Origin of the sequence: Flavobacterium ginsengiterrae, from assembly GCF_039539785.1 — a bacterium.
Lineage (GTDB): Bacteria > Bacteroidota > Bacteroidia > Flavobacteriales > Flavobacteriaceae > Flavobacterium > Flavobacterium ginsengiterrae.
Map to the genome: position 1 here is coordinate 620,714 of NZ_BAABDU010000004.1, position 22,431 is coordinate 643,144.

Below are 22,431 nucleotides of genomic sequence, written 5' to 3' on the forward strand. Positions count from 1 at the left end.
TAATTATTTATTCAAATGTAAACATTTTATCCTTTCATTTTATCTTCAAATTCCTGATTATAAGCTATATCATCGGCAATCGTTTTTTCAAACTCTTCCTTAGAACAAATGGTGCCACCAAGATAAAAATAGTTTTTATCTTTTGCATACTGGTTTGGTGTTTTAAAAATAGACGGAACAACAACAACTTCAAAAGATGCTGCATCTGCTCCTTTTAATAAACTGTTAAAATAATAAATCCTATTTTGATCTTTAGAGTAAAAATAATTTTCTTCCAGTTTCTTCCATGTATTTGGATTGGCTTTTGGAAGAATACTTTTCCCGCAAAATACAGACTTTTCATCATACCCAAAATATCCATCATTTAAAGATTTAAAAGATGATGGAATTGCATGTTTAACAATTTTGATCTTAGGCGCAAAATCATAATAATAAACATTATTTCGATCTTTACCATATCCGAAAGGCAAAAAAGACTCTCTTGTCCCTTCTATATTTTGTTCTGACATTACAAATGTAATTCCCGTACTTTCTTTCCCATCGTCACAGACTTCAAAAGTTTCTGCGTCGGCTTCAGGAATACGTCCTGCTAAAGTCCAGACATTATTTTTATCTTTAGCATAAGTATAATTGAGAATTTCAAAAGTTAATATATCTGCATTTCTGAGTCTTGTATGCATAGAATAACAATGCTTTTTATCTTTTGCCCAAGACCCGGGAAATTGTACAAAAGAATCTAAATCAGCATTCTTAATTATATAATATCTAAAATAAACAAGTTTACCATCAGACCAATAAAGTCCCATTTCTTCATGGTCATTGAAAGCTTCTGCAGGTTTTATACCTTTCATTTAAATTATTTTAATTACTCATTTTGGGTTTTGAATCTGCTTTATAACTAGCCTTTGGATCACTCATATTAACTTCTTTAGTTAATTTTCCTTTGGTATAAAACTGCCAGATTCCTGCTTTTTTTCCGTTTACAAACTTTCCTTTAGAAGCAATTGCACCATCGGCATCATAAAAAACAGCATCGCCGTTAAACTCATTATTTTTGTAAGTTGCATCTTCCAAAAGTGTTCCGTTTTGACCGTATTTTTTATAATTCCCTTCTCTGGAACCGTTTACGTATGTCATTTCTTCGGCAATCTTAGCATTTGGATAATAAACCGTTTTTAATCCGTTTAGTTTTCCTTTTTTATAGTTTTCAGAACTCATTAAAACCTTAGAAGCTTTGTGGTAATATTTCCACTCCCCTTCTCTATCTTTTCCTATTTCTTTTCCTTCACTTACTTTATTCTTTTTCTGGTCGTAAAAAATTGTGTATGAACTTCCGTCATTAGAGGTAAAATCGCGTGTAGCAATTATATCGCCTTTTTGGGTATCATCAAAAAAATTAAAAATTCCGGTTTCTTTTCCGTGACTGAAGGTTCCTTCATAACGAGGACGTTTTGATTCATAAACTCCTTTCCAGACACCGTCTTTTTTTCCGTTAGCATCTAATTTATTAAACTCCGTTTGGGCGCTTAAAAAGAAAACATTTAACAATGTCAGTCCAATTGCTATTTTTTTAGAAATCATGTTTTATTCAATTTTTTAAGTTAAACGAAAAATCGTTTCACAAAGTATATTTGTCTGTTTCAAAATTAAAATTTTCATTTACTTTTTAAAACGAACATTTGTCTAAAAATAAAAATCCCGATTAGATCGGGATTTTTATCTTAATTATTTCTTTTTATTCTGAGCTTTCGCTGCTTCCTGCTGTTCCATTACTTCTTGAAGTCGCTGTTGGAATTTGCTAGGTTTTTTAGGCTCTCTTTGTTTGTTTTCCTGAATTTGAGCGTGAATTTTTTCACTGTCTACGATGTAATTCTTAATTACAAACATAATTCCGATTGTGATTAAGTTTGAAATAAAGTTATACAAACTTAAACCTGCACCGTAGCTGTTGAAGAAAATTAACATCATTAACGGAGAAACGTAAATCATGATTTTCATCATCTTAGCCATATCCGGCATTCCTTCCTGCTGAGGCGCTGCCATTTGCTGATCTCCAGAAGTCATTTTCATGTAGAAGAAAATCGCAATTGCTGCCAAAATTGGGAACAAACTAATATGATCTCCGTATAACGGAATATTGAATGGTAATTTTACAACTGAATCAAAAGATGATAAATCGTCTGCCCAAAGGAAACCTTTTTGTCTTAATTCAAATGCTGCAGGGAAAAACTGGAACGATGCGTACATAAAAGGAAGCTGAATCAATGCCGGAATACATCCTGCCATTGGGTTTACTCCTGCTTTGTTGTACAGTTTCATTGTTTCCTGTTGTTTTTTCATTGGGTCTTTTTTGAATTTTTCTCCCAACTCTGCAATATCTGGACGTAAAACTTTCATTTTAGCCTGAGACAAGAATGACTTATAGGTAATTGGCGACATGGCCAATTTAATGATAATCGTAAAAATGATGATCGCAATTCCTAATGATAATCCTAATGTTGAACTTAAGAATCCAAACAACGGAACAAATATCAACTTGTTAATCCATCCAAAAATTCCCCATCCAAGTGGAATAATTTTCTGGAAGTTTTTATCATACGTTTTCAATAATTTATAATCTGCCGGTCCAAAATACCATTGCATTTTATAATCAATTTCACCATTAGAAAACGCTAAAGGAACATTCGCTTTAAATTGTTTAGTAAAAACGGTATCGATTTTTTCATCGTTAACTAAATTAACAGATTCTAATTTAGTTGTTGTAAATGGTTTATCGGTAACTAAAATAGAAGTAAAGAAATGCTGTTTGTAAGCAATAAAACTTACTTTTTCCACTGTTTCTTCTTCGTGTTTTCCTAAACCTGCGTAGTTAATTTTTCCATCTTCATGCTCATAATAAATTTCGGCATAACGATTTTCATAAGAAACACTTTTTTCGTTTCTGTATGTTTTTAAATCCCATTGTAAATCTAATGGTTTTGCAGCATTTAAAACACGGTTTAATCCTTGAGAACGAATATCAAAACCAACTAAATAGTCATTTGGTTTAAGAATATATTTGTATTCTAAAAATTCATTAGCACCTGCTTTTAAACGCATTGACAAAACTTGATCTGCTCCAACTTTTTCTAATGTTGGTTCAAAAAACAAATCTTTAGAATTTAAAGTTCTGTTATCTGTAGTAAGCAGCTGTAAGTTTAAGTTTGAATTATTGTTTTTGATTAATTCAACTAACTGGCCTGAACCTTTTCTAAATTTTTCGAATCCTTTTAAAGTTGCTTCAACAATGTAACCACCTTTATTAGCGATTTTCAATCTTAATTTTTCGTTTTCGATTGTTGTAAAAGACTCTTTTGCAGAAGGAAGCGTTGCAGAATAAGCAAATCCACCTAATGTTTTTTGTAATTGAGCCAATTGTAAAGTATCACCAGGAGTTACAGCAACAGCTGGTAATGCTGCAGTCTTAGCTTTATCAGCTTTTGCCTGCGCTTCTTGTTTAGCAACTAATTCTTTTTTGGCTTTTTCAGCAGCAATTTCTTTTTCAGAAGGCTGATTTTGATACATGATCCAAATCAAGATTCCGAATATCAGTACAAAACCAATGATCGAATTAAGGTCTAATTTTTTTTCTTCCATTATTTATTTAAAAAAGTTATTCTTCAAAGGCTATTAGTAATGAGTTTGACTCAAAAGTTACAATCTTTTCAGAATAGTAATTACTATTTTTTATGCGCGTTTACAGCAGCGGCAACAAAGTTTACAAATATAGGGTGCGGATTGGCAACCGTACTTTTGTATTCTGGATGGTATTGTACACCAATAAAGAATGGGTGATTCTCTAATTCTACAATTTCTACCAATCCTGTATCCGGGTTAACTCCAGAAGCTTTTAAACCAGCTTTCTGCAATTCGTCAGCATATTTATTGTTATACTCATAACGGTGGCGGTGACGCTCCGAAATAGTTTTTTCTCCGTAAATTTTGTATGCTAAAGTGTCTGGCTTAATATCACATTTCCAAGCTCCTAGACGCATTGTTCCTCCTTTGTCTGTGATATTTTTCTGCTCTTCCATTAAATTCACAACCGGATGAGGCGTTTTATCGTTCATCTCTGTTGAATTTGCATCAGCATAACCTAAAATATTTCTAGAATATTCAATTACAGACATCTGCATTCCTAAACAAATTCCGAAGAACGGAATGTTGTTTTCACGAACGTAACGAACTGCTTCGATTTTTCCTTCAATACCTCTTTCTCCAAAACCAGGAGCTACTAAAACTCCGTCAAGAGTTCCTAATTTCTCTTCAACATTATCTGCATTAATATGCTCTGAGTGAATTGAAATTACGTTTACTTTAGTTTCGTTTGCAGCACCTGCATGAATGAACGCCTCCAAGATAGATTTGTAACAATCCTGCATTTCTACATATTTTCCAACCAAACCAATGTTTACGGTTTGTTTTGGGCTTTTTAATCTTTTTAAGAAAGTATTCCAGTTTTTAAGATCCGGAGATGCTTTCTTAGGTAAATCTAATTTCTTTAAAGCCACAACATCTAATCCTTCTTCAAGCATTAAATTTGGAACTTCGTATATGGTAGAAGCATCAATTGACTGAATTACTGCTTCTTTTTTAACATTACAAAACAAAGCTAATTTCTGGCGTAATTCCTGAGATAATTCGTGCTCAGTTCTACAAACTAAAATATCTGCTTTTATACCGCTCTCCATTAAAGTCTTAACAGAGTGCTGTGTTGGTTTTGTTTTTAATTCTCCTGCAGCAGCCAAGTAAGGAACTAAAGTTAAATGAATCACGATTCCGTTATTTTCACCTAATTCCCAAACTAACTGACGAACAGATTCTATATAAGGTAGAGATTCAATATCACCAACAGTTCCACCAATTTCAGTAATTACAATGTCATAATCGCCTGATTTACCAAGCAATTGCATTCTGTCTTTGATTTCGTTGGTAATGTGAGGAACAACCTGAACTGTTTTTCCTAAAAACTCTCCTCTTCTTTCTTTTTCAATAACCGAAAGATAAACTCTTCCTGTTGTAACGTTATTAGCCTGAGACGTAGGAACGTTTAAGAAACGCTCGTAGTGTCCTAAGTCTAAATCAGTTTCCGCTCCATCATCTGTCACGTAACATTCTCCGTGCTCATACGGGTTTAGTGTCCCCGGATCAACGTTAATATACGGATCAAATTTTTGAATAGTTGTGCGGTATCCTCTTCCTTGTAACAATTTTGCCAAAGATGCCGCGATAATCCCTTTTCCTAATGAAGAGGTCACACCTCCTGTAACAAAAATATATTTTGTTTGATTCATTCTGTTGTTGTTTGTAAGTAGTTGTGTAAAAAACTTGGCAAAAGTACAAATTTAATTAGACAATTTATCAATTCGAGAATGAGATAATTTTGCAATTTTTTAAACAGATCGTTTACTTGAATTTGTAATCGATAATTTTAAGTTTTTATTGGGAAGATTTTTGAGGAATGTCAAATAGGTTTCGGATATTGCTTCTTAATATTTCGAATCAACTCTTCAAGTCCATTAAGCTTCAATTCATAAATCAATTGCAATTGCTGTCCTAATTCGCCTTTTGGAAATCCTTTGTTATGATACCAAACCACATAATATTCAGGAAGATCGATTAAATATCGTCCTTCGTATTTACCGAAAGGCATCTTTGCGTGGGCTAATTTTATGAGTTGTTTTTTATCTGATTCCATAGTTTTAGAAGAAAAAAAGAAGCAAGAAAAAAGAATATATCTTTCTTCTTGCTTCAATTATATGCAAAGCTATTATTATTTTTCTTTTTTTGCCACAGATTAAAAGTATTTAATGATTTCGCGGCGAAAATAAATCTTAAAATCTTAGCTTCTCATAGCAGTTTTTAGTAATGCCATCTCACGAAAGCCTCCATTGCAGCATAAGTTGCTAAACCTAACTGATGATACAATTCTGCCGTTTCACGGTTTCTGTCTTCAGCTCTCTGCCAGAACTCTCTCGCATCTGTGCCCTGAAAAACAACACCGTCTTTTTGAGATTGATGTTTAAAGATTCCGTGGCGTTTTGCTAAAACCTGATCAGGGCTCATTGGCACAGCCATTTCAACTTCGTCAATTCCCCATTCCTGCCAAGCTCCTCTGTATAGCCATAACCAGCAGTCGTTCATGAATTCTTTTGGTTTTAAAACTTTTACAGCTTCAAAAATTGCATCAAGACAAACTTTATGTGTACCGTGCGGATCTGCTAAATCTCCAGCGGCATAAATTTGGTGTGGTTTAATTTTTTCAATTAAATCAACTGTCAGCTGAATATCTTCAGGACCAATTGGTTTTTTCTCAATTGTTCCTGTTTCATAAAAAGGCAGTTCCATAAAGTGAATCTGTTCGTCTGGAAGACCCACAAAATAACTAGTCGATCTTGCTTCTCCTTTTCTAATTAGACCTTTTATGTAACGAACTTCTGGAATATCAATTTCACTGTTCTTTTTATTTTCTAAGAAAGCCTCTGCTTTTTTATAAATATCATCTGCTTCCGGGCTTTTGATTCCGAATTTTTCGTTGTAATCAATTACGAATCTTGCAAAACGCAATGCTTCATCATCAGCAACAGCAATATTTCCAGAGGTTTGATAAGCCACATGCACTTCATGTCCTTGCTCCTGCAAACGCATGAAAGTTCCTCCCATACTAATAATATCATCATCCGGATGCGGACTAAAAATCAATACACGTTTTTTAGCAGGTTCTGCTCTTTCCGGACGATTTGTATCTTCCGCATTTGGTTTTCCGCCAGGCCAGCCCGTAATTGTATTTTGTAATTTATTAAAAATCTTAATATTAATATCGTATGCCAATCCAAATTCTGCTAATAGATCGCTCATTCCGTTTTCGATATAATCAGCATCGGTAAGCATTAAAATTGGCTTTTTAAGATCTAATGCCAATCCTAAAACCGCTTTACGGATTAATTTATCTGTCCAAACAATTTTTTCAACTAACCAAGGCTTATTGATTCTCGTTAATTTAGAAGATGCTTCTTTATCTAAAATAAAAACAGCATCGTTGTGTTCCTGCAAAAACGAAGCTGGAACTCTGTTTGTAACTTCATCTTCAACAGATTTTTTTACAATATTTGCTTTTCCTTCTCCCCACGCTAATAAGATTACTCTTTTAGCTTCCATAATTTTCTTAACCCCAAGTGTAATAGCTGTTCTTGGCGTATTATTTAAACCATAAAAATCTTTACTTGCTGCAACTCTGGTAATATGATCTAAAGCAACTAAACGAGTTTTAGAGTTTTGAAGAGAACCCGACTCGTTAAAACCTATGTGACCATTACCTCCAATTCCAAGAATCTGAAGATCAATGCCTCCTAAAGCTTCAATTTTAGCTTCATACTCATGACAATAGTCTGCGATTTGTTCTTTTGTTAAAAGTCCGTCCGGCACATGAGCATTTTCAGGTAAAATATCAACATGATCAAACAATAATTCTTTCATAAAGCGTACGTAGCTGTTGATCGAATTAGGTTCCATTGGATAATATTCATCCAGATTAAAACTGATTACGTTTTTAAAACTTAAACCTTCTTCTTTGTGCAGGCGCACTAATTCAGCATATAATCCTTTTGGAGAAGAACCTGTTGCTAAACCTAAAACGCATGGTTTGTTTTCTTTTTGTTTTGACTGAATTAAAGCTGCAATTTCCTGAGCAACTGCTTTTGATGCTTCTGAAGAATTTTCAAAAACAACTGTGTTGATGTTTTCGAAGCGCTTTTCGAAACCTGTTGCTTTATCGATTTTACTTTTTAACATGATATAGTTTTTTTTCTATTTTTAGAGTGTATGCATATTCCGTCGTATAAAGATAAGACCTTTATAACTGAAATAAATTTTTAAATAATTGATTTGAAGCAGAATGTGGATTTACGTTTTTTATCCTCGTATAAAAAACATCCGAAATATCAAAATTGAATCTCATTTCAATTTGAACTATTTGCATTATTTTTGCGTAAAAATGCGTATTTTTTGCAAATACAAAGATAATCGAATTTGTTACTTTTTCTCCATTATTTGATATGAATATTTTGTTAATATTTACCAATATCAAACTAAATATGTGATAAAAAAAGCCATTCAATCATGAATGGCTTTTTTTACTATTTAACTCCAGTTAAACGTAATATTTTTCTCGATTTCTGAACTCAGGCTCAAAAATACCGGACAAGTCATTGCGGCGCGTTCTAAAATAGTTCGGCTTTTTTCGTCGGCATTGCTTTTCATATTAAAAACAATTTCAATAGCGCCAATTCTTCGTGGCTCTGCATTCATAATTTTAGTTACTTCTGCAGTAGAACCTGTAAAATCAATTTCCATATCACGGGCTTTAATTCCCATAATAGTCATCATACAGCTTGCTAAAGCATTTGCAACAGTATCTGTTGGAGAAAAAGCTTCACCTTTTCCGTTGTTATCAAGAGGTGCATCTGAAATGATTTCGCTTCCTGATTGTATATGAATTGATTTTGTTCTTAAATCGCCTAAGTATGTTACTTTTGATGTCATTAATTTGCTGCTTTTAAAGTTAAGTCTGAATCGTAATATAAAATGTAGACACCTTTGTTAGCGTGTCCGCCATCTTCTTTTTTATAGTATTGAAATTTGTTGTCAACCTGCTGCGTTGTCATCAAATCAGCTGTTTCCTGAAATGTTTTGCCTTGTACCAAACGCATCATAGTATCAAAAGTTACATCAAAACCTCTTGTTGCATAAGTATTAGGATATGCTTTGTTTTTTAACTTGTACTCTTTTTTAAAGATTGACGCTCCCTGCTCGTCGCTGTCGCGCGTTACAGAAGGATACATTAATTTTAACTGTACTAAGTTATCAAAATTAATTTCGTCAGTATCAAGAGTACTGTTAGGTTCTAAAATTACTAATTGTACCTGACAGCTTTTTTGAGAATCAATCAAGGCTTTTATTGTTGCTTTTACCATTGCCGTATTTCCGGTTTCCATAACCACATAATTCATGCGCGTTGGCAGTAACAAGCTTTTTAAATTAGCGGCGTCTAAACCTCCGGTTTCAGTTAAACCGGCAAAAACAACTCCTTTTTGATTTTGTTTAATATAGTTAATAACCGATTCTTTTTTCTTATCTACAACAGCAACAATATTTCCGTTTTTAGCTCTCATGTAATCAAAAATGGCATTTCTCACTACATCATTTGAAGGTATAGACTGATATAAATTATCAATAGGATTCGCTGCATCTTTTGATAATGGCGAAATAACCGGAACATTGTACAAACGAAGTGAATTTGCCGTAGATTCAGCATTATTTTGATAAAACGGCCCTACCACAGCATCTGCTTCCTGCAATTTGTTTTGCGAAATTAAAGACGCCACATTTGAGGTTGTTTTTGTTTCCTGCGAATCGTAAATCGAAACATCAATTGGCAGTTTTAATGTTTTTGCCGAATCGATTGCCATCATAGCTCCAGAATAAAAATCAAGTGTCATGTTTAAGAACTTATCCGTTTTTAAACGTGAAGCCATTCCAGTTGTATCACTTTGCAGTTTTGCTAAATTAAACGGAAGCAGTAAAACAACTTTTTTACGGTCGTTTTGGCCTCTTTTCTTCGTTAATTCAACAATTTCAGGATCTGCAGAAACGGTTTCAGATTTTACTCTATCTACAATTTTTATCCCGCTTCCTGTGTTTTCAGCTGGTTTTTCGGCAATAACCTGCGTTGTTTTTTCTACAGGCTGAGACTGAGGTACAATTGGTGCCGGAGCCACATATCCGGCAGGAACTTTAAGAACCATTCCTTCTTTTACTCCTTCTGAAAGTGACGGATTTAAAGCAACTAATTCATCCTGAGTTAAGTGAAAAACCCTTCCTAAACTATAAAAAGTTTCTTTTGGTTTTACCTGATATTCCATATAAGAAACTGCTTTTTTAGATTCAGCTGTTTTTTTAGGTTCTTCGGTTTTTGCAGCCGAAGCTGTTTCTGTTTTTGGAGCTGTTCCTTTAATTGTTACTTTGTACCCAACTGGTAAGCTTGAAACAATTTCAGGGTTTCTTTTTTCTAAATCTTCAACCGTTGTATTGTATTGTTTTGCAATAGAATACTTTGTTTCTTTTGGCTGAACTTCATGAAAAACATATTTTTCCGGTCCTTTTTCTTTCGGTTTTTTCTCAGCTGCAACTGTATTTTTAGGAGCAGAACCTTTTGCCGGAATTACAAGTTTCTGACCAATCTGCACTCCGGTTTTTTCAAGAGTTGGGTTTGCCGCTTTTAAGGCTTCATCAGAAATGCCATATTTTTTTTCAATACTGTAAAAAGTTTCTTTTGGCTGTACTTCGTGAATAATCTCTTTTGAATTACCTGTCGGTTTTGCCTCAGCTGTTTCTTTTTTATCCGAATTTTTATTCGCAGCCGGAATCAATAAAACAGTATTTGGCTTTACCCCGCTTCTTGCATCGGGATTTAATTCATAAATATCGTAAGGGGTAACTTTGAATTTTTGGGCAATCTGATTAATCGTTTCGCCGCTCGAAACGGTATATTTAATTACTTTACCCTGCGAAAATGCAGAGCTGGTTACAAAAAATACAAAGAATAATAATGTCGAAAAATATTTCATAATAAAGCTTAAAACAATTTTAATTTTTAATTCAAAAACAAGATACTAATTTCCTTCATACAAGATTCACGCCATTTTTGTTAATCTTTTTATTACTATCGAAGATCAATTTCTAACTTTGTAATAATGATGTTCTTATATAACTCATCTTCTTCTTTTTTCTTGCACTGATATAGAACTTCTTCCATATTTTGAAACTTATCTGCATACACATAATAAGAAAGACTGTTTACATTAAAGAAGAAACTGGCATTAAAATTACCAGAATCAATAAGTTGCATAATTAGCTTATCTCTTGGAACTGCGTCTGTAAATATACCTAAAACTAAGTAATAGCCGTTCGAAACTTCTTTAAGATTATCATAAACTTCAATCTTAATGTTTTTTTCATTCTTTAAAGGATTGTCTTTCAGTTCACGTCGCATTTCTTCAACAGAAAGCGCTTTTGAAGTTTCTGTACTGTTTGATTTTTTAACCGCTTCATTCTGGTATTTTTTTAGTTTAACCAAAGCGAGTTTGTCGTCAAATTTTCGAGCTTCTATACTATAATAAGAGGCTTTGCTAATGTGGCGTTTTACCTCAATTTGTTTTTGAGTATCTAATGAATCGATTTTTGCAATTAAACGCTGATTTTGCGCATCTGCTTTTTCCTGGTCTATTTTATAACGTTTTATTTCTTCTATTGAAAGTCGCTGCTGTAACGAACTTGTATTATTGTTTTTTTCGCTTTCGCGGATTTTCTTCTTGTATTCCTGATTTTCTTCAACTGCAATTTTCTCAACCTTATTCATTAATCCGGCATAGGCTTTTCTGTTTTCTGCCAGTTCTTTTTTAAGCTGAGACGATAAATCGTTTGTTTTTCCTATACTTTCATATGAAAGTTTTTCTAGACGTTTAGATTCATCGACATTTAAAATATCCATTCTTTTTAATTCTTTCAAATCGCTGTTCATTGTATTAACCAATGAATCTAACTTTGCCATTAAAACATCCTGAACATTTTTATTAGCTTCCAAAACCAAACGCAGTTTTTCAACCGAGTTTTCTTTAGAACCATTCATATCATTAAGATTGACTTTCAGATCATTAATCTTTATAATTTTCTGATTCATTTCTTTTTGAACAACAAGTCTGTCCTTTAAATCTTCGATTTCAACTGTTTTCGCTTTTGTTTTTTCAACAACAACTTGTTTTTCGGCAAGAGCCAGCATTAGTTCTTCGCTTTCATTTGCCGGTTTTATTTCTTTTGTATTAATGGCTAATTTATTTCCAACAATTAATCCGTTTACAATTTCAGGATTTTGAGATTCTAACTGATCGATTGATATTCCGTATTTTTTTGAAATTGAAAACTTAGTTTCTTTGGGTTCTACAATATGAAAAACGGTTTCCTGATTAATTACACGAACTCTTCCATCTAAAGTTTTTCTTTTGTTCGGAATCGAAATCGTCTGACCAATCTGCAAACCGTTCACCAAAATATCTTTATTTTGATTTTCTAAATCCTGAACCGAAACATTGTATTGTCTTGCAATGCTGAACAACGATTCTTTTGCAGCAACCAAATGTGTTACTTTTGATGAAACCCCAATTTCTGATTTAGTTTCATTGTCTGAATTTTGAGGAATTACTAACTCCTGCCCAATTTGAAGTCCGCCGGCCAGCATTTCCTGATTGGCATTGTGAAGCGCTTCTACCGAAACATGATATTGTTTAGACAAACCAAATAATGTTTCTTTTGGTGCAACAATATGGGTTTGCTGCTTCAGATTTGTATTTTCTGACTGGTGAAGCGGAATCTTAATAATTTGATTGTCTTTGATTCCATTTTGCGATTCGGGATTGAGTTTGTAAATCTCATCTACAGAAACCTTATATTTTTGGGCAATGAAATAAGCGGTTTCTCCTTTTTGAATTTTATGTTCAATTATTGAATCTTGTGCAGATATTTTGTTAAAAGACAAAACAAACACAAGAGAAATCGTTAAAAGTTCTCTCATAAATAGTAGGTTATAAAAATTGGGCTTTACAAATGTAACTTAATTTTAAAAATGATACTATTATTACTTCAAAGTTTGTTACAACTTAGAACACTAAATAGTTCAGTTAAAAAATATAGTTTTACCTCATTTTCAACCAAAAAAAATGCCCACAAAAGTGAGCATTTTTTACAATTTATAAGCAATAATATTTTTATTCCCACTCAATTGTTGCAGGTGGTTTTGAACTAATATCGTAAACTACACGATTCACACCTTTTACCTTATTGATAATATCGTTAGATACTTTCATTAAGAAATCGTAAGGTAAGTGAACCCAGTCAGCAGTCATACCATCTGTAGATTCTACTGCTCTAAGCGCTACTACTTTTTCGTAAGTACGCTCATCACCCATTACACCAACACTATTTACAGGAAGCAAAATTGCTCCAGCCTGCCAAACTTTATCGTATAATCCCCAAGATTTTAATCCTTCGATAAATACAGAATCTACATCTTGTAAAATTCTAACTTTCTCTGGCGTAATATCTCCTAAAATTCTGATTGATAATCCTGGTCCTGGGAAAGGGTGTCTTCCTAATAATTCAGGATCTATTCCTAATGTAGCTCCTACTCGTCTTACTTCATCTTTGAAAAGCATTCTAAGCGGTTCTACAATTTTCAATTTCATATAATCTGGCAATCCACCAACATTGTGGTGTGATTTAATAGTTGCTGAAGGTCCTTTTACCGAAACAGATTCAATTACGTCTGGGTAAATTGTTCCTTGTGCCAACCATTTAACGTCTTCTAAAAGGTGTGATTCATCATCAAATACTTCGATAAATACACGTCCGATAGTTTTACGTTTTGTTTCAGGATCGCTGATTCCGGCTAATTCACCAAGAAAACGATCTCCGGCATCTACACCTTTTACGTTTAATCCCATTCCTTTGTATTGGTCTAATACACTTTGGAATTCGTTTTTACGTAAAAGTCCGTTGTTTACGAAGATGCAATATAAATTTTGTCCGATTGCTTTGTTTAATAAAACTGCCGCAACAGTAGAGTCTACTCCTCCAGAAAGACCAAGAACCACTTTATCGTTTCCTAGTTTTTCTTTTAATTCTGCTACCATTTCGTCAACGAAAGCATTTGGAGTAAAGTTTTGAGGAACTTCAGCAATTTTTACTAAGAAATTCTCCAACATCTTTTTTCCGTCTGTTGAATGGTAAACTTCTGGATGGTATTGAATTGCATAAGTAGTTTCGCCTTCAATTTTGTAAGCAGCATATTCTACATCATGTGTACTTGCTAATTTTACAGCATTTGTCGGTAAAGCTTTGATACTGTCACTGTGAGACATCCAAACCTGACTGTTTTCTGAAACGCCGTCAAAGAAAGTTTCTCCTTCTTTAATATATGAAAGATTTGCTCTACCGTATTCTCTTGTGTTTGAAGCAGCAACTTCTCCACCACTAAAGTGTGCTAAATATTGTGCCCCGTAACAAACAGCAAGTAAAGGCATTTTACCTCTAATTTGTGATAAATCAGGATGCGGTGCGTCTTCTCCACGAACAGAGAAAGGGCTTCCTCCTAAAATTACGGCTTTATAACTTGATAAATCACTTGGAATGTGATTGTAAGGAAAAATTTCGCAGAATATATTTAATTCGCGAACTCTACGCGCAATAAGCTGTGTATATTGCGATCCGAAATCTAAAATAAGTACGTTGTGTTGCATGCGCAAAAATACTTTTTATATTCGAAATTGAAAAATCGTAAATAGAAAAAAAATATTTTTTTTCTATTTACGATTTTTAGGTTCAAAGGTACTGAGTAACAAAGGCTCAAAGGTTTTAAAAAACTCTGTCGCTTTGAACCTTTGGAACTTTGCGACTAAAAAAGAAAACCCTTTTCCAAAAAACTTCGTAATTAGGGAAAACAATTTTAATTAACCCTAAAAATCAAAGTTTAATTTTACTCTGTTCCTTTGTAACTTTGAACCTTTGTAACTAAAAACAACTATGAAATCAAAACTTATTGCCCTGACGCTTTGTTTGTCAGTATTTTTAACTTCTTGTGATGCTGTTGATGATTTGCTAACGTTTACTATTTCGAACAATGCTTCGATTAAAATAAAAAGTACTTCGCCTATTAATCTGCCTTCGGAAATTATCACGCCGGATGTTACCACTAATTCATCGGCTGAATTTGAAAACAACAAAACAAAAGCCAATTTAGTAAAAGATGTCAAAATCAGATCTTTGAAATTATCTATCTCTGATCCTTCAGATAAAACTTTTACATTTTTAAAATCGATACACTTATATATATCTACTACAAATTCTGATGAAATAGAATTGGCTTATCTGGATGATATTAATACATCAAACAATTCAATTGATTTAATTTGTACTGATGCCAGATTAGATCAATATATTAAAGCAGACAGCTATAAAATAAGAACCAAAGTTACTCTTAAAGAAACCTTGACGAAAGATGTTACGGTTAAAGCAGATATGAAGTTTAAGGTTACTGCAGATCCTTTCTAAGATGCTGAGATTAGTTACTAAAATACTGAGATTCTAAGGCTCTCAGTTACTGAATTTATATGTTTCTCAATACCTCTAAAAGTAAACCCGACAGTTTTTTAAAACCTGTCGGGTTTGTTATTTTAAGAAAAACTCAAAAGCTTAGCAACTTAGAAACTTTAAAAAATCATTCTTTTGTAACAATAATAGAAGCTTTAAATCCAGCTGCAAGATTGTCCCAATAATCATTTGTTACTAATTGGCCTTTATCGTCAAAAACCTGAATTTCGGCTGTATTTCCTCCTAAAGTACCAATATTGAGTGCTTCAAAATCTAATTTATTAAATCCTTGCGCCAGATTTATTTTTACTTGTTTAAAGTTTGCATCTAATAAAATCTGACTTGCGATTACAGCATCGTTAGATGAAACTTTTACCATATCACCATCGATAGCGCCAAAGTCTCGGAACTTTACAATAAAATATTCAGATTTGGTTTTAAAATCTCCAAGAGAAATATTTTTCTTAACCAATGTTCCTCTGCCTTCTCGTAAACCAGCGTCTTTCAAGGCTTTGTTTACGTCTTTCTCCATTTTATCGATATATTGATCGCCCGGATTCGCAAAGTCATTTTGCTGATACATAGAAAATTTACTTTTCTCTTCACCAATTTGAAATTGCGATTTTGGAGTTATCGATGTATTATCAAAAACGTTTGGGGTTTTTATGCCCGGAATATCCGCAGTTTCTGCCTGCGGGTCTTTAACCTGCGGAATTGGAGTCTTTTTTTTGGTGCTAAACTTTGGTGCAGGAATAGGCTTGTATTTTGTACCAAATTCTTGCGCTGATACACTAACAGCGGCAAAAAATAATATGAAAAATAAAATGTGCTTCATTGAAAATAGATTATCGAATCGGCTTAAAAAATTTTTATAGTAATCAAGCTAGCTTCACAAAAATAACATAAATAAGTTTGGCTCGGCAACTTTAAGACTATTATAACAATATATTAGGCTAATTTTTGGAATCAAAAAACCTGCCAAAAATATAGGGTCTTAATATAGGGTTTTGATTTTTTGAGTAATAAATTTCTGCTAAAATAGACTTCACCACTTTGATAGTTAACAACTTATTATTAACTTCAATACTTAAATTTATTTTATCTTAAATTTCAAAAAAGATGGATTATATTGACTACTATAAAACATTAGACGTTACAAAATCAGCTACTGAAGCCGAAATTAAAAAAGCATACCGAAAACTGGCCCGAAAGTACCACCCTGATTTAAACCCCAATGATAAAGAGGCCGAAAAAAAGTTTAAGGAAATTAACGAGGCTAACGAAGTTTTGAGCAATCCTGAAAATCGTAAAAAATATGATAAATACGGAAAAGACTGGAAACATGCCGACGAATTTGAAAAAGCAGGCTACGATCCAAATCAGCAGCAAAGCAGGCAAAGCAGTTCTCAATACTCTGGAGGCGATTTTTCTGGTTTTGGCGGAGGAGATTTCTCCGGAAGTGATTTTTCAGATTTTTTCAATTCGATGTATGGTTCGGGAAGCGGCCGACGCCAGTCGAAATACAGAGGACAGGATTTTAATGCTGAACTTCAGTTAGATCTCGCTTCTGCCTATACTACTCACAAACAGAGCTTAACCGTAAATGGCAAAAATATCCGAATTACAATTCCGGCCGGAGTTGAAAACGGACAGGTCATAAAAATTCCGGGACATGGCGGTGCCGGTGCAAACGGCGGACCAAACGGAGATTTGTACATCACTTTTATAATCGAAAACAATTCTGATTTTAAACGAGAAGGCAACAATCTATACTCAAATGTCGATCTGGATATTTATACAGCAATTTTGGGTGGTGAAATCAATATTAAAACTTTTGATGGAAAAGTAAAAATTAAAGTTCCTGCCGAAACTCAAACCGGAACAAAAGTAAAATTAAAAGGAAAAGGGTTTCCTGTTTACAAAAAAGACAATCAGTTTGGAGATCTGTACGTAACCTACAATCTAAAAATTCCAACGAAATTATCTGAAAAGGAAAAAGAATTGTTTGCCGAATTATCTAAACTAAGAAATCATGAGTAATAAAAATTTAATTCAAATAACACAATTTTGTGTCTATCATGAAATTGAAAACACCTTCATAAAAGAACTTAACAATTATGGTTTAGTTGAAATTATTATTGAAGAAAATGACGAATACCTGCAGCCGGAACAACTGCCTTCAATTGAAAAAATGATTCGCATGCATTACGATCTCAATATTAATCTGGAAGGTATTGACGCTATTTATCATTTATTGCAAAAAATAGAAGCTTTACAGCAAAATTTGACAAATACACAAAACAAACTTCGAATTTACGAAGAAAACCAAACCGAGTAATCTCTAAATTTCATTTATAAAATATCACAAAAAAGAAAGATTTTCAACGTGATTTCAATTCAGTAAAATATATTTTGCCAAGCTTATTTCATAAATTGCAGCGCATTAATTAACCAGGATTGTTTTTTAAAAGAACAATTCAAAAAACACTAAAAATGAAAAGAGAAAATATCTTAACAGGATCGCCGTGGGAAGACAAAATGGGATACTGCCGCGCTGTAAGAATTGGCAATATTATCGAAGTTTCGGGCACTGTAGCAATTGTTGACGGCGATAAAGTAAAAGCCGATGATGCTTATGCTCAGACGTACAATATAATCGAACGCGTTGAAAAAGTACTTCAGGATTTAAATGTTGGTATTAAAGATGTAATCAGAACCCGCATTTTTACTACAAATGTAGACACTTTTGAAGAAGTTGCCAGAGCACATTCGGCTTTCTTTAAAGATGTAAAACCAACAACAGGTTTTTATGAAATCAGCAAATTAGTTGCTCCGGAATATTTAGTAGAAATAGAATTTACTGCTGTTGTTCAGTAGTTTTTTTAGCCTCGAATTTCACTAATTAAATTAACTATTTTTGATTTACCGCTGATTAAAAGGATTTAAATGATTTTTTTCTCTTTTAATTCGTGAAAATTAGTGAAATTCGTGGCAAAACTATTTTACCAAACCTTAATGGCTTCCCAGAATCTAAAACAATTACTTCTCGAAATCTTGAAATGGGTTTTCATTTGTGCTTTAATCGGCATATTTTCAGGATCTGCATCTGCTTTTTTTCTTGTTTCTTTAGAATGGGTAACACAGTTTAGAATACAGCACGACTGGATTATCTGGCTTTTGCCTTTTGGAGGTTTTTTAGTTGGACTTAGTTATTATTACTGGGGAGAATCTGTTCTAAAAGGCAATAATTTACTGCTTGAAGAATATCAGGAACCCAAAAAAACAATTCCGTTTAAAATGGCACCGTTGGTGCTCTTAGGAACTCTTTTAACCCATTTATTTGGTGGTTCTGCCGGACGCGAAGGCACCGCAGTACAAATGGGAGGCGCAATTGCAGACCAATTTACCAATATTTTTAAACTAGACAATTCAGAACGCAGAATTCTTATTATTCTTGGAATCAGCGCTGGTTTTGCTTCAGTTTTTGGCACACCTTTGGCCGGAGCCATTTTTGCTTTAGAAGTTTTGTATTTCAGCAAAATCAATTTTAAAAGTATTGCACTTTCATTTCTCGTTGCTTACGCTGCTTATTTTACAGTAGAATTTTGGGAAATAAAACATACTCATTACAGCATTCCGGTTGTACCCGAAATAAGCTTCAATACCCTATTTTATACCATATTAATTGGGCTTTTATCTGGATTTGCCGCATTATTATTTTCGAGAAGCACTCATTTTTGGGGTTCGCTTTTCTCAAAAAATATTAAATATCCACCTCTTCGTCCTGTTATTGGCGGTGTTATTTTAGCTATTGCCATTGCAGGTCTGGGATTTACTAAATTCTCTGGACTTGGTGTTCCTGTTATTGTAGAATCATTTTCAACCCCAAGCGAATGGTACGATTTTCTGCTTAAAATATTGTTTACCGGATTTACTTTAGGTGCCGGTTTCAAAGGTGGCGAAGTAACTCCATTATTCTTCGTTGGCGCGACCCTGGGAAGTGCTTTATCATTATTTATTCCAATGCCAATTGCTCTTTTGGCAGGAGTTGGCTTTGTATCCGTATTCTCAGGAGCGACTCACACTCCTATCGCCTGCACCATTATGGGACTGGAATTATTTGGACTTCAGCCTGGAATTTTCATTGCTTTAGGATGTGTAATTGCTTATTTCTCATCGGGTTCTGTTGGTATTTACAAATCTCAGATTGTAAAAGGTGCGAAATATAAATTGTATCAAAAGTTTCAGAAAAAAGAACTTCAAAATTTGTAAAATAAATTACGTTTTTTGAATTCTAAATTCTAAAATTGAATCGATTACTGTGACTGAGACTGAAAACTAAAATTATTTTCAGCATTACATTAAAAAAATGTAAATTCGCACACTATGAAAATACAAGATATTCAGGCGATTCAATTATTGCTTGCAGCTCCAAAGAAAATCGTAATAATTCCGCACAGAGGACCAGATGGCGACGCTATGGGTTCTACCTTAGCTTTATACCATTTTTTATTAAAAAACAATCATCAGCCAACTGTGATTGCGCCCAATGATTTTCCGGATTTTCTGGCTTGGCTTCCGGGTTCTGAAACCGTAAAAATCTTTGAAAAAGACACAGAAAACTGCACAAAAATATTAGAAGAAGCTGAGCTTATTTTCACACTCGACTTTAACGCTTTTCACAGAACAGGTGAAATGGAACATACGTTAGCGAGATTAACGGTTCCTTATATCATGATCGATCATCATGAAAAACCGCATGATTATGCAGCCTATATGTATTCTGATCCTTCATACGGTTCGACTTGCGAAATGGTTTACAACTTTATCACTTTCCTGAACAAAAAAGAAGATATTGATAAAAACATCGCAACTTGTATTTATACAGGAATTTTAACTGATTCTGGTTCGTTCCGCTTTCCGGGAACTACAGGAAACACTCACCGAATTATTGCTGAATTAATTGATTTAGGAGTCGAGAATACTCAAATTCCGGTTTTGTTATACGATAACAGTTCATTCAGCCGTTTGCAGTTATTAGGCCGTGCGTTACAAAACATGAAAATCTTTGAAGAGCACAAAACTTCGTACATGACTTTGACACAGGAAGAATTAGACTCTTTTAATTATGTAAAAGGCGATACAGAAGGAATTGTTAATTATGGATTAAGCATACGCGGCATTAATTTTACAGCTATCTTTATCGAAAATAGAGACGAAAAAATAATTAAAATTTCTTTCCGTTCACAAGGAGGATTTGATGTTAATCAGTTTGCACGCGACCATTTTAATGGCGGCGGACATATAAATGCAGCCGGCGGAAGATCTGAAGTTTCAATGGAAGAAACCGTTAAAAAGTTTGAAGATTTAGTAACTAAACTAAAATTATAAAACCAATATGAACTACTTAAAAATCAGCATTTACGCACTGCTTTTTGCAGTTGTATTGGCAGGCTGTAAGCATCATGAAGAAGCACGAAGACCAATTTCAAGAGCTTCGGGTACTTTTATGAAAAAATCAGCCGACAGAAACAAAAAATTAGTAGCCAGCGAAGAAGATGTAATCAAGAAGATCATCAAAAGCAATCCTAAAGTAAAATATTATGCTACAAAAAAAGGATACTGGTTTAGTTATGATGAAAAAAGTACTACCGAAACCGCAACACCGCACAAAGGAGATATTGCTTATTTTAATTTAGAAATAAAAGATATTGAAGGCAAAGTGATTTATTCTGAGGCCGATCTTGGTCCGCAGACTTATTATGTAGACAAACAAGACATCATGATGGGATTACGAGACGGAATTAAATACATGAAAAAAAATGAAACCGTTACTTTCCTTTTTCCATCACACATGGCATACGGATATCATGGAGACAACAAAAAAATTGGCCCAAACCAATCTTTAATCTGTACGGTTACTTTACGAAATTTTGTTCCGGATCCGCAAAGTGCAGCTGCTGCCACTCCAACAACAGCAACATCGCAGACAACTAAGCCAGCAGCAGTAAAACCAGCTGTTACAAAACCTGCAGCTCAAACTAAAAAAGACACATTAAACCCATAAAAAAAACGTTTAAAAAATGAAGAAGATTTTTTTATTGTTATTAGCCGTTAGCTCATTTTATTCTTGCAAAGACGAACACAGCAATCTGCCGGATGGTTTATACGCTGATATAGAAACCAATAAAGGACACGTTATTGTTGAATTAGATTATAAAAAAGCACCTGTAACGGTTGCTAACTTTGTAACATTAGCCGAAGGTAAAAACGAATTTGTAACTAAAGATTATTTAAAAGGAAAACCTTTTTACAACGGATTAAAATTTCACAGAGTAATTGAAAATTTCATGATCCAGTCTGGTGACCCGGAAGGAACAGGTTCTGGAGATGCAGGATATAAATTTAAAGATGAATTCTCAGATTTAAAATTTGACAAAGCAGGTATTTTAGCCATGGCAAATAATGGTCCGGGAACAAACAGCAGCCAGTTTTTTATTACCCATGTTGATACACCTTGGTTAGACAATAAACACACTATTTTTGGACATGTTGTTGACCAAAAAGGACAAGATGTTGTAAACAAAGTAGTTCAGGGCGACACAATTGTTTCGATAAACATTATCAGAAATGGTGAAGCTGCTAAAAAATTTGATGCTGTAAAAGTATTCCATGATTATTTTGCGGAAGCTGCTAAAGAAAAAAGCAAATTTGCAGGAGTTCAAAAAGAAAAAGTAGATTATTATGCTTCAATAAAACCAAAAGCTGTAAAAACTACAAGCGGTTTAGAATATGTGATTACTGAAAAAGGTTCTGGTAAAAAACCGGCAACAGGAACTCAGGTTTATATTCATTACGCAGGTTTCCTTGAAGATGGAACATTATTTGATTCAAGTATTGAAGATATCAATAAAGCATTTGGAAAATTTGACGCCGCTAGAGCTGAAGCAAAAGGTTATCAGCCAATTCCGTTTCAGGCAGGTCGTAAAGACGGTTTAATTCCAGGATTCATTGAAGGTATCGAAAAACTTTCTTTTGGAGACAAAGCAGTTCTTTTCATCCCATCACATTTAGCTTACGGAGAAACTGGTGCAGGAGGAGTTATTCCGCCAAATGCAAATATTATTTTTGAAGTTCAATTATTAGAGAAACCATAAATTAATTATTCGTAATTAGTATAGACTTAAATTCTAG

The 22,431-nt window shown here is 33.7% G+C and carries 19 protein-coding genes; 8 read left to right on the top strand and 11 right to left on the bottom strand.

What is annotated here, in order from left to right; translation table 11 throughout:
* Positions 1 to 26: 26 nt before the first annotated feature.
* The 10 genes from ABD859_RS13205 to guaA all read right to left on the bottom strand — a co-directional run bounded on the left by ABD859_RS13205 (position 27) and on the right by guaA (position 14,387).
* Positions 27 to 851: a DKNYY domain-containing protein gene (locus ABD859_RS13205; RefSeq protein WP_345145008.1), complete on the bottom strand. Its 825-nt coding sequence runs from the start codon at positions 849 to 851 to the stop codon at positions 27 to 29.
* Between the two features lie 10 nt (positions 852 to 861).
* Positions 862 to 1,581 carry a toxin-antitoxin system YwqK family antitoxin gene (locus tag ABD859_RS13210; protein ID WP_345145009.1) on the bottom strand — a complete coding sequence of 240 codons (720 nt, stop codon included), beginning with the start codon at positions 1,579 to 1,581 and terminating at the stop codon, positions 862 to 864.
* Positions 1,582 to 1,725: 144 nt separating this feature from the next.
* Positions 1,726 to 3,636 carry a membrane protein insertase YidC gene (yidC, locus tag ABD859_RS13215; RefSeq protein ID WP_345145011.1) on the bottom strand — a complete coding sequence of 637 codons (1,911 nt, stop codon included), beginning with the start codon at positions 3,634 to 3,636 and terminating at the stop codon, positions 1,726 to 1,728.
* Between the two features lie 83 nt (positions 3,637 to 3,719).
* Positions 3,720 to 5,333 (bottom strand): CTP synthase, encoded by a 1,614-nt coding sequence (gene pyrG, locus ABD859_RS13220; RefSeq protein ID WP_345145013.1) that lies wholly within the window; start codon positions 5,331 to 5,333, stop codon positions 3,720 to 3,722.
* A gap of 170 nt (positions 5,334 to 5,503) precedes the next feature.
* The gene (locus tag ABD859_RS13225; protein ID WP_345145015.1) at positions 5,504 to 5,737 is read right to left on the bottom strand and encodes a DUF3820 family protein; all 234 of its coding nucleotides are present in this window, start codon (positions 5,735 to 5,737) and stop codon (positions 5,504 to 5,506) included.
* Between the two features lie 164 nt (positions 5,738 to 5,901).
* Positions 5,902 to 7,830 carry a glucosamine-6-phosphate deaminase gene (gene nagB, locus ABD859_RS13230; protein WP_345145016.1) on the bottom strand — a complete coding sequence of 643 codons (1,929 nt, stop codon included), beginning with the start codon at positions 7,828 to 7,830 and terminating at the stop codon, positions 5,902 to 5,904.
* Between the two features lie 348 nt (positions 7,831 to 8,178).
* Complete coding sequence (locus ABD859_RS13235) at positions 8,179 to 8,580, bottom strand: OsmC family protein (RefSeq protein ID WP_345145017.1); 402 nt, start codon at positions 8,578 to 8,580, stop codon at positions 8,179 to 8,181.
* Positions 8,580 to 10,664, bottom strand: a complete 2,085-nt coding sequence (locus ABD859_RS13240; RefSeq protein ID WP_345145019.1) for a LysM peptidoglycan-binding domain-containing protein — start codon at positions 10,662 to 10,664, stop codon at positions 8,580 to 8,582. Before ABD859_RS13240 ends, ABD859_RS13235 begins: the two co-directional genes overlap by 1 nt.
* Before the next feature lie 95 nt (positions 10,665 to 10,759).
* A complete protein-coding gene (locus tag ABD859_RS13245) occupies positions 10,760 to 12,664 on the bottom strand; it encodes a lytic transglycosylase (protein WP_345145020.1) in 1,905 nt (634 codons plus the stop codon).
* 193 nt (positions 12,665 to 12,857) lie between these two features.
* The gene (guaA, locus tag ABD859_RS13250) at positions 12,858 to 14,387 is read right to left on the bottom strand and encodes a glutamine-hydrolyzing GMP synthase (protein ID WP_345145022.1); all 1,530 of its coding nucleotides are present in this window, start codon (positions 14,385 to 14,387) and stop codon (positions 12,858 to 12,860) included.
* 283 nt (positions 14,388 to 14,670) lie between these two features.
* Between guaA and ABD859_RS13255 the strand changes: the two genes are divergently transcribed.
* A complete protein-coding gene (locus tag ABD859_RS13255) occupies positions 14,671 to 15,198 on the top strand; it encodes a hypothetical protein (protein WP_345145023.1) in 528 nt (175 codons plus the stop codon).
* 166 nt (positions 15,199 to 15,364) lie between these two features.
* Here the strand turns inward: ABD859_RS13255 and ABD859_RS13260 are convergent, their stop codons facing one another.
* Positions 15,365 to 16,072 carry a hypothetical protein gene (locus ABD859_RS13260; protein WP_345145025.1) on the bottom strand — a complete coding sequence of 236 codons (708 nt, stop codon included), beginning with the start codon at positions 16,070 to 16,072 and terminating at the stop codon, positions 15,365 to 15,367.
* Positions 16,073 to 16,356: 284 nt separating this feature from the next.
* On the opposite strand from ABD859_RS13260, the gene ABD859_RS13265 reads away from it, so the two are divergent.
* The 7 genes from ABD859_RS13265 to ABD859_RS13295 all read left to right on the top strand — a co-directional run bounded on the left by ABD859_RS13265 (position 16,357) and on the right by ABD859_RS13295 (position 22,394).
* A complete protein-coding gene (locus ABD859_RS13265; RefSeq protein WP_345145027.1) occupies positions 16,357 to 17,277 on the top strand; it encodes a DnaJ C-terminal domain-containing protein in 921 nt (306 codons plus the stop codon).
* Positions 17,270 to 17,575, top strand: coding sequence for a chaperone modulator CbpM (locus ABD859_RS13270; RefSeq protein ID WP_345145029.1), 306 nt, complete (start codon positions 17,270 to 17,272; stop codon positions 17,573 to 17,575). Before ABD859_RS13265 ends, ABD859_RS13270 begins: the two co-directional genes overlap by 8 nt.
* A 155-nt stretch (positions 17,576 to 17,730) precedes the next feature.
* A complete protein-coding gene (locus ABD859_RS13275; RefSeq protein ID WP_012024438.1) occupies positions 17,731 to 18,114 on the top strand; it encodes a RidA family protein in 384 nt (127 codons plus the stop codon).
* Positions 18,115 to 18,252: 138 nt separating this feature from the next.
* Positions 18,253 to 19,509, top strand: a complete 1,257-nt coding sequence (locus ABD859_RS13280; protein ID WP_345145553.1) for a voltage-gated chloride channel family protein — start codon at positions 18,253 to 18,255, stop codon at positions 19,507 to 19,509.
* A gap of 114 nt (positions 19,510 to 19,623) precedes the next feature.
* On the top strand, positions 19,624 to 20,628 hold the full coding sequence (locus tag ABD859_RS13285) for a DHH family phosphoesterase (protein WP_345145031.1): 1,005 nt from the start codon (positions 19,624 to 19,626) through the stop codon (positions 20,626 to 20,628).
* Between the two features lie 7 nt (positions 20,629 to 20,635).
* Entirely contained in the window at positions 20,636 to 21,304 is a 669-nt protein-coding gene (gldI, locus tag ABD859_RS13290; RefSeq protein ID WP_345145033.1) for a gliding motility-associated peptidyl-prolyl isomerase GldI, read from the top strand.
* A 16-nt stretch (positions 21,305 to 21,320) separates the two neighbouring features.
* Entirely contained in the window at positions 21,321 to 22,394 is a 1,074-nt protein-coding gene (locus tag ABD859_RS13295; RefSeq protein ID WP_345145035.1) for a peptidylprolyl isomerase, read from the top strand.
* Positions 22,395 to 22,431 lie beyond the last annotated feature (37 nt).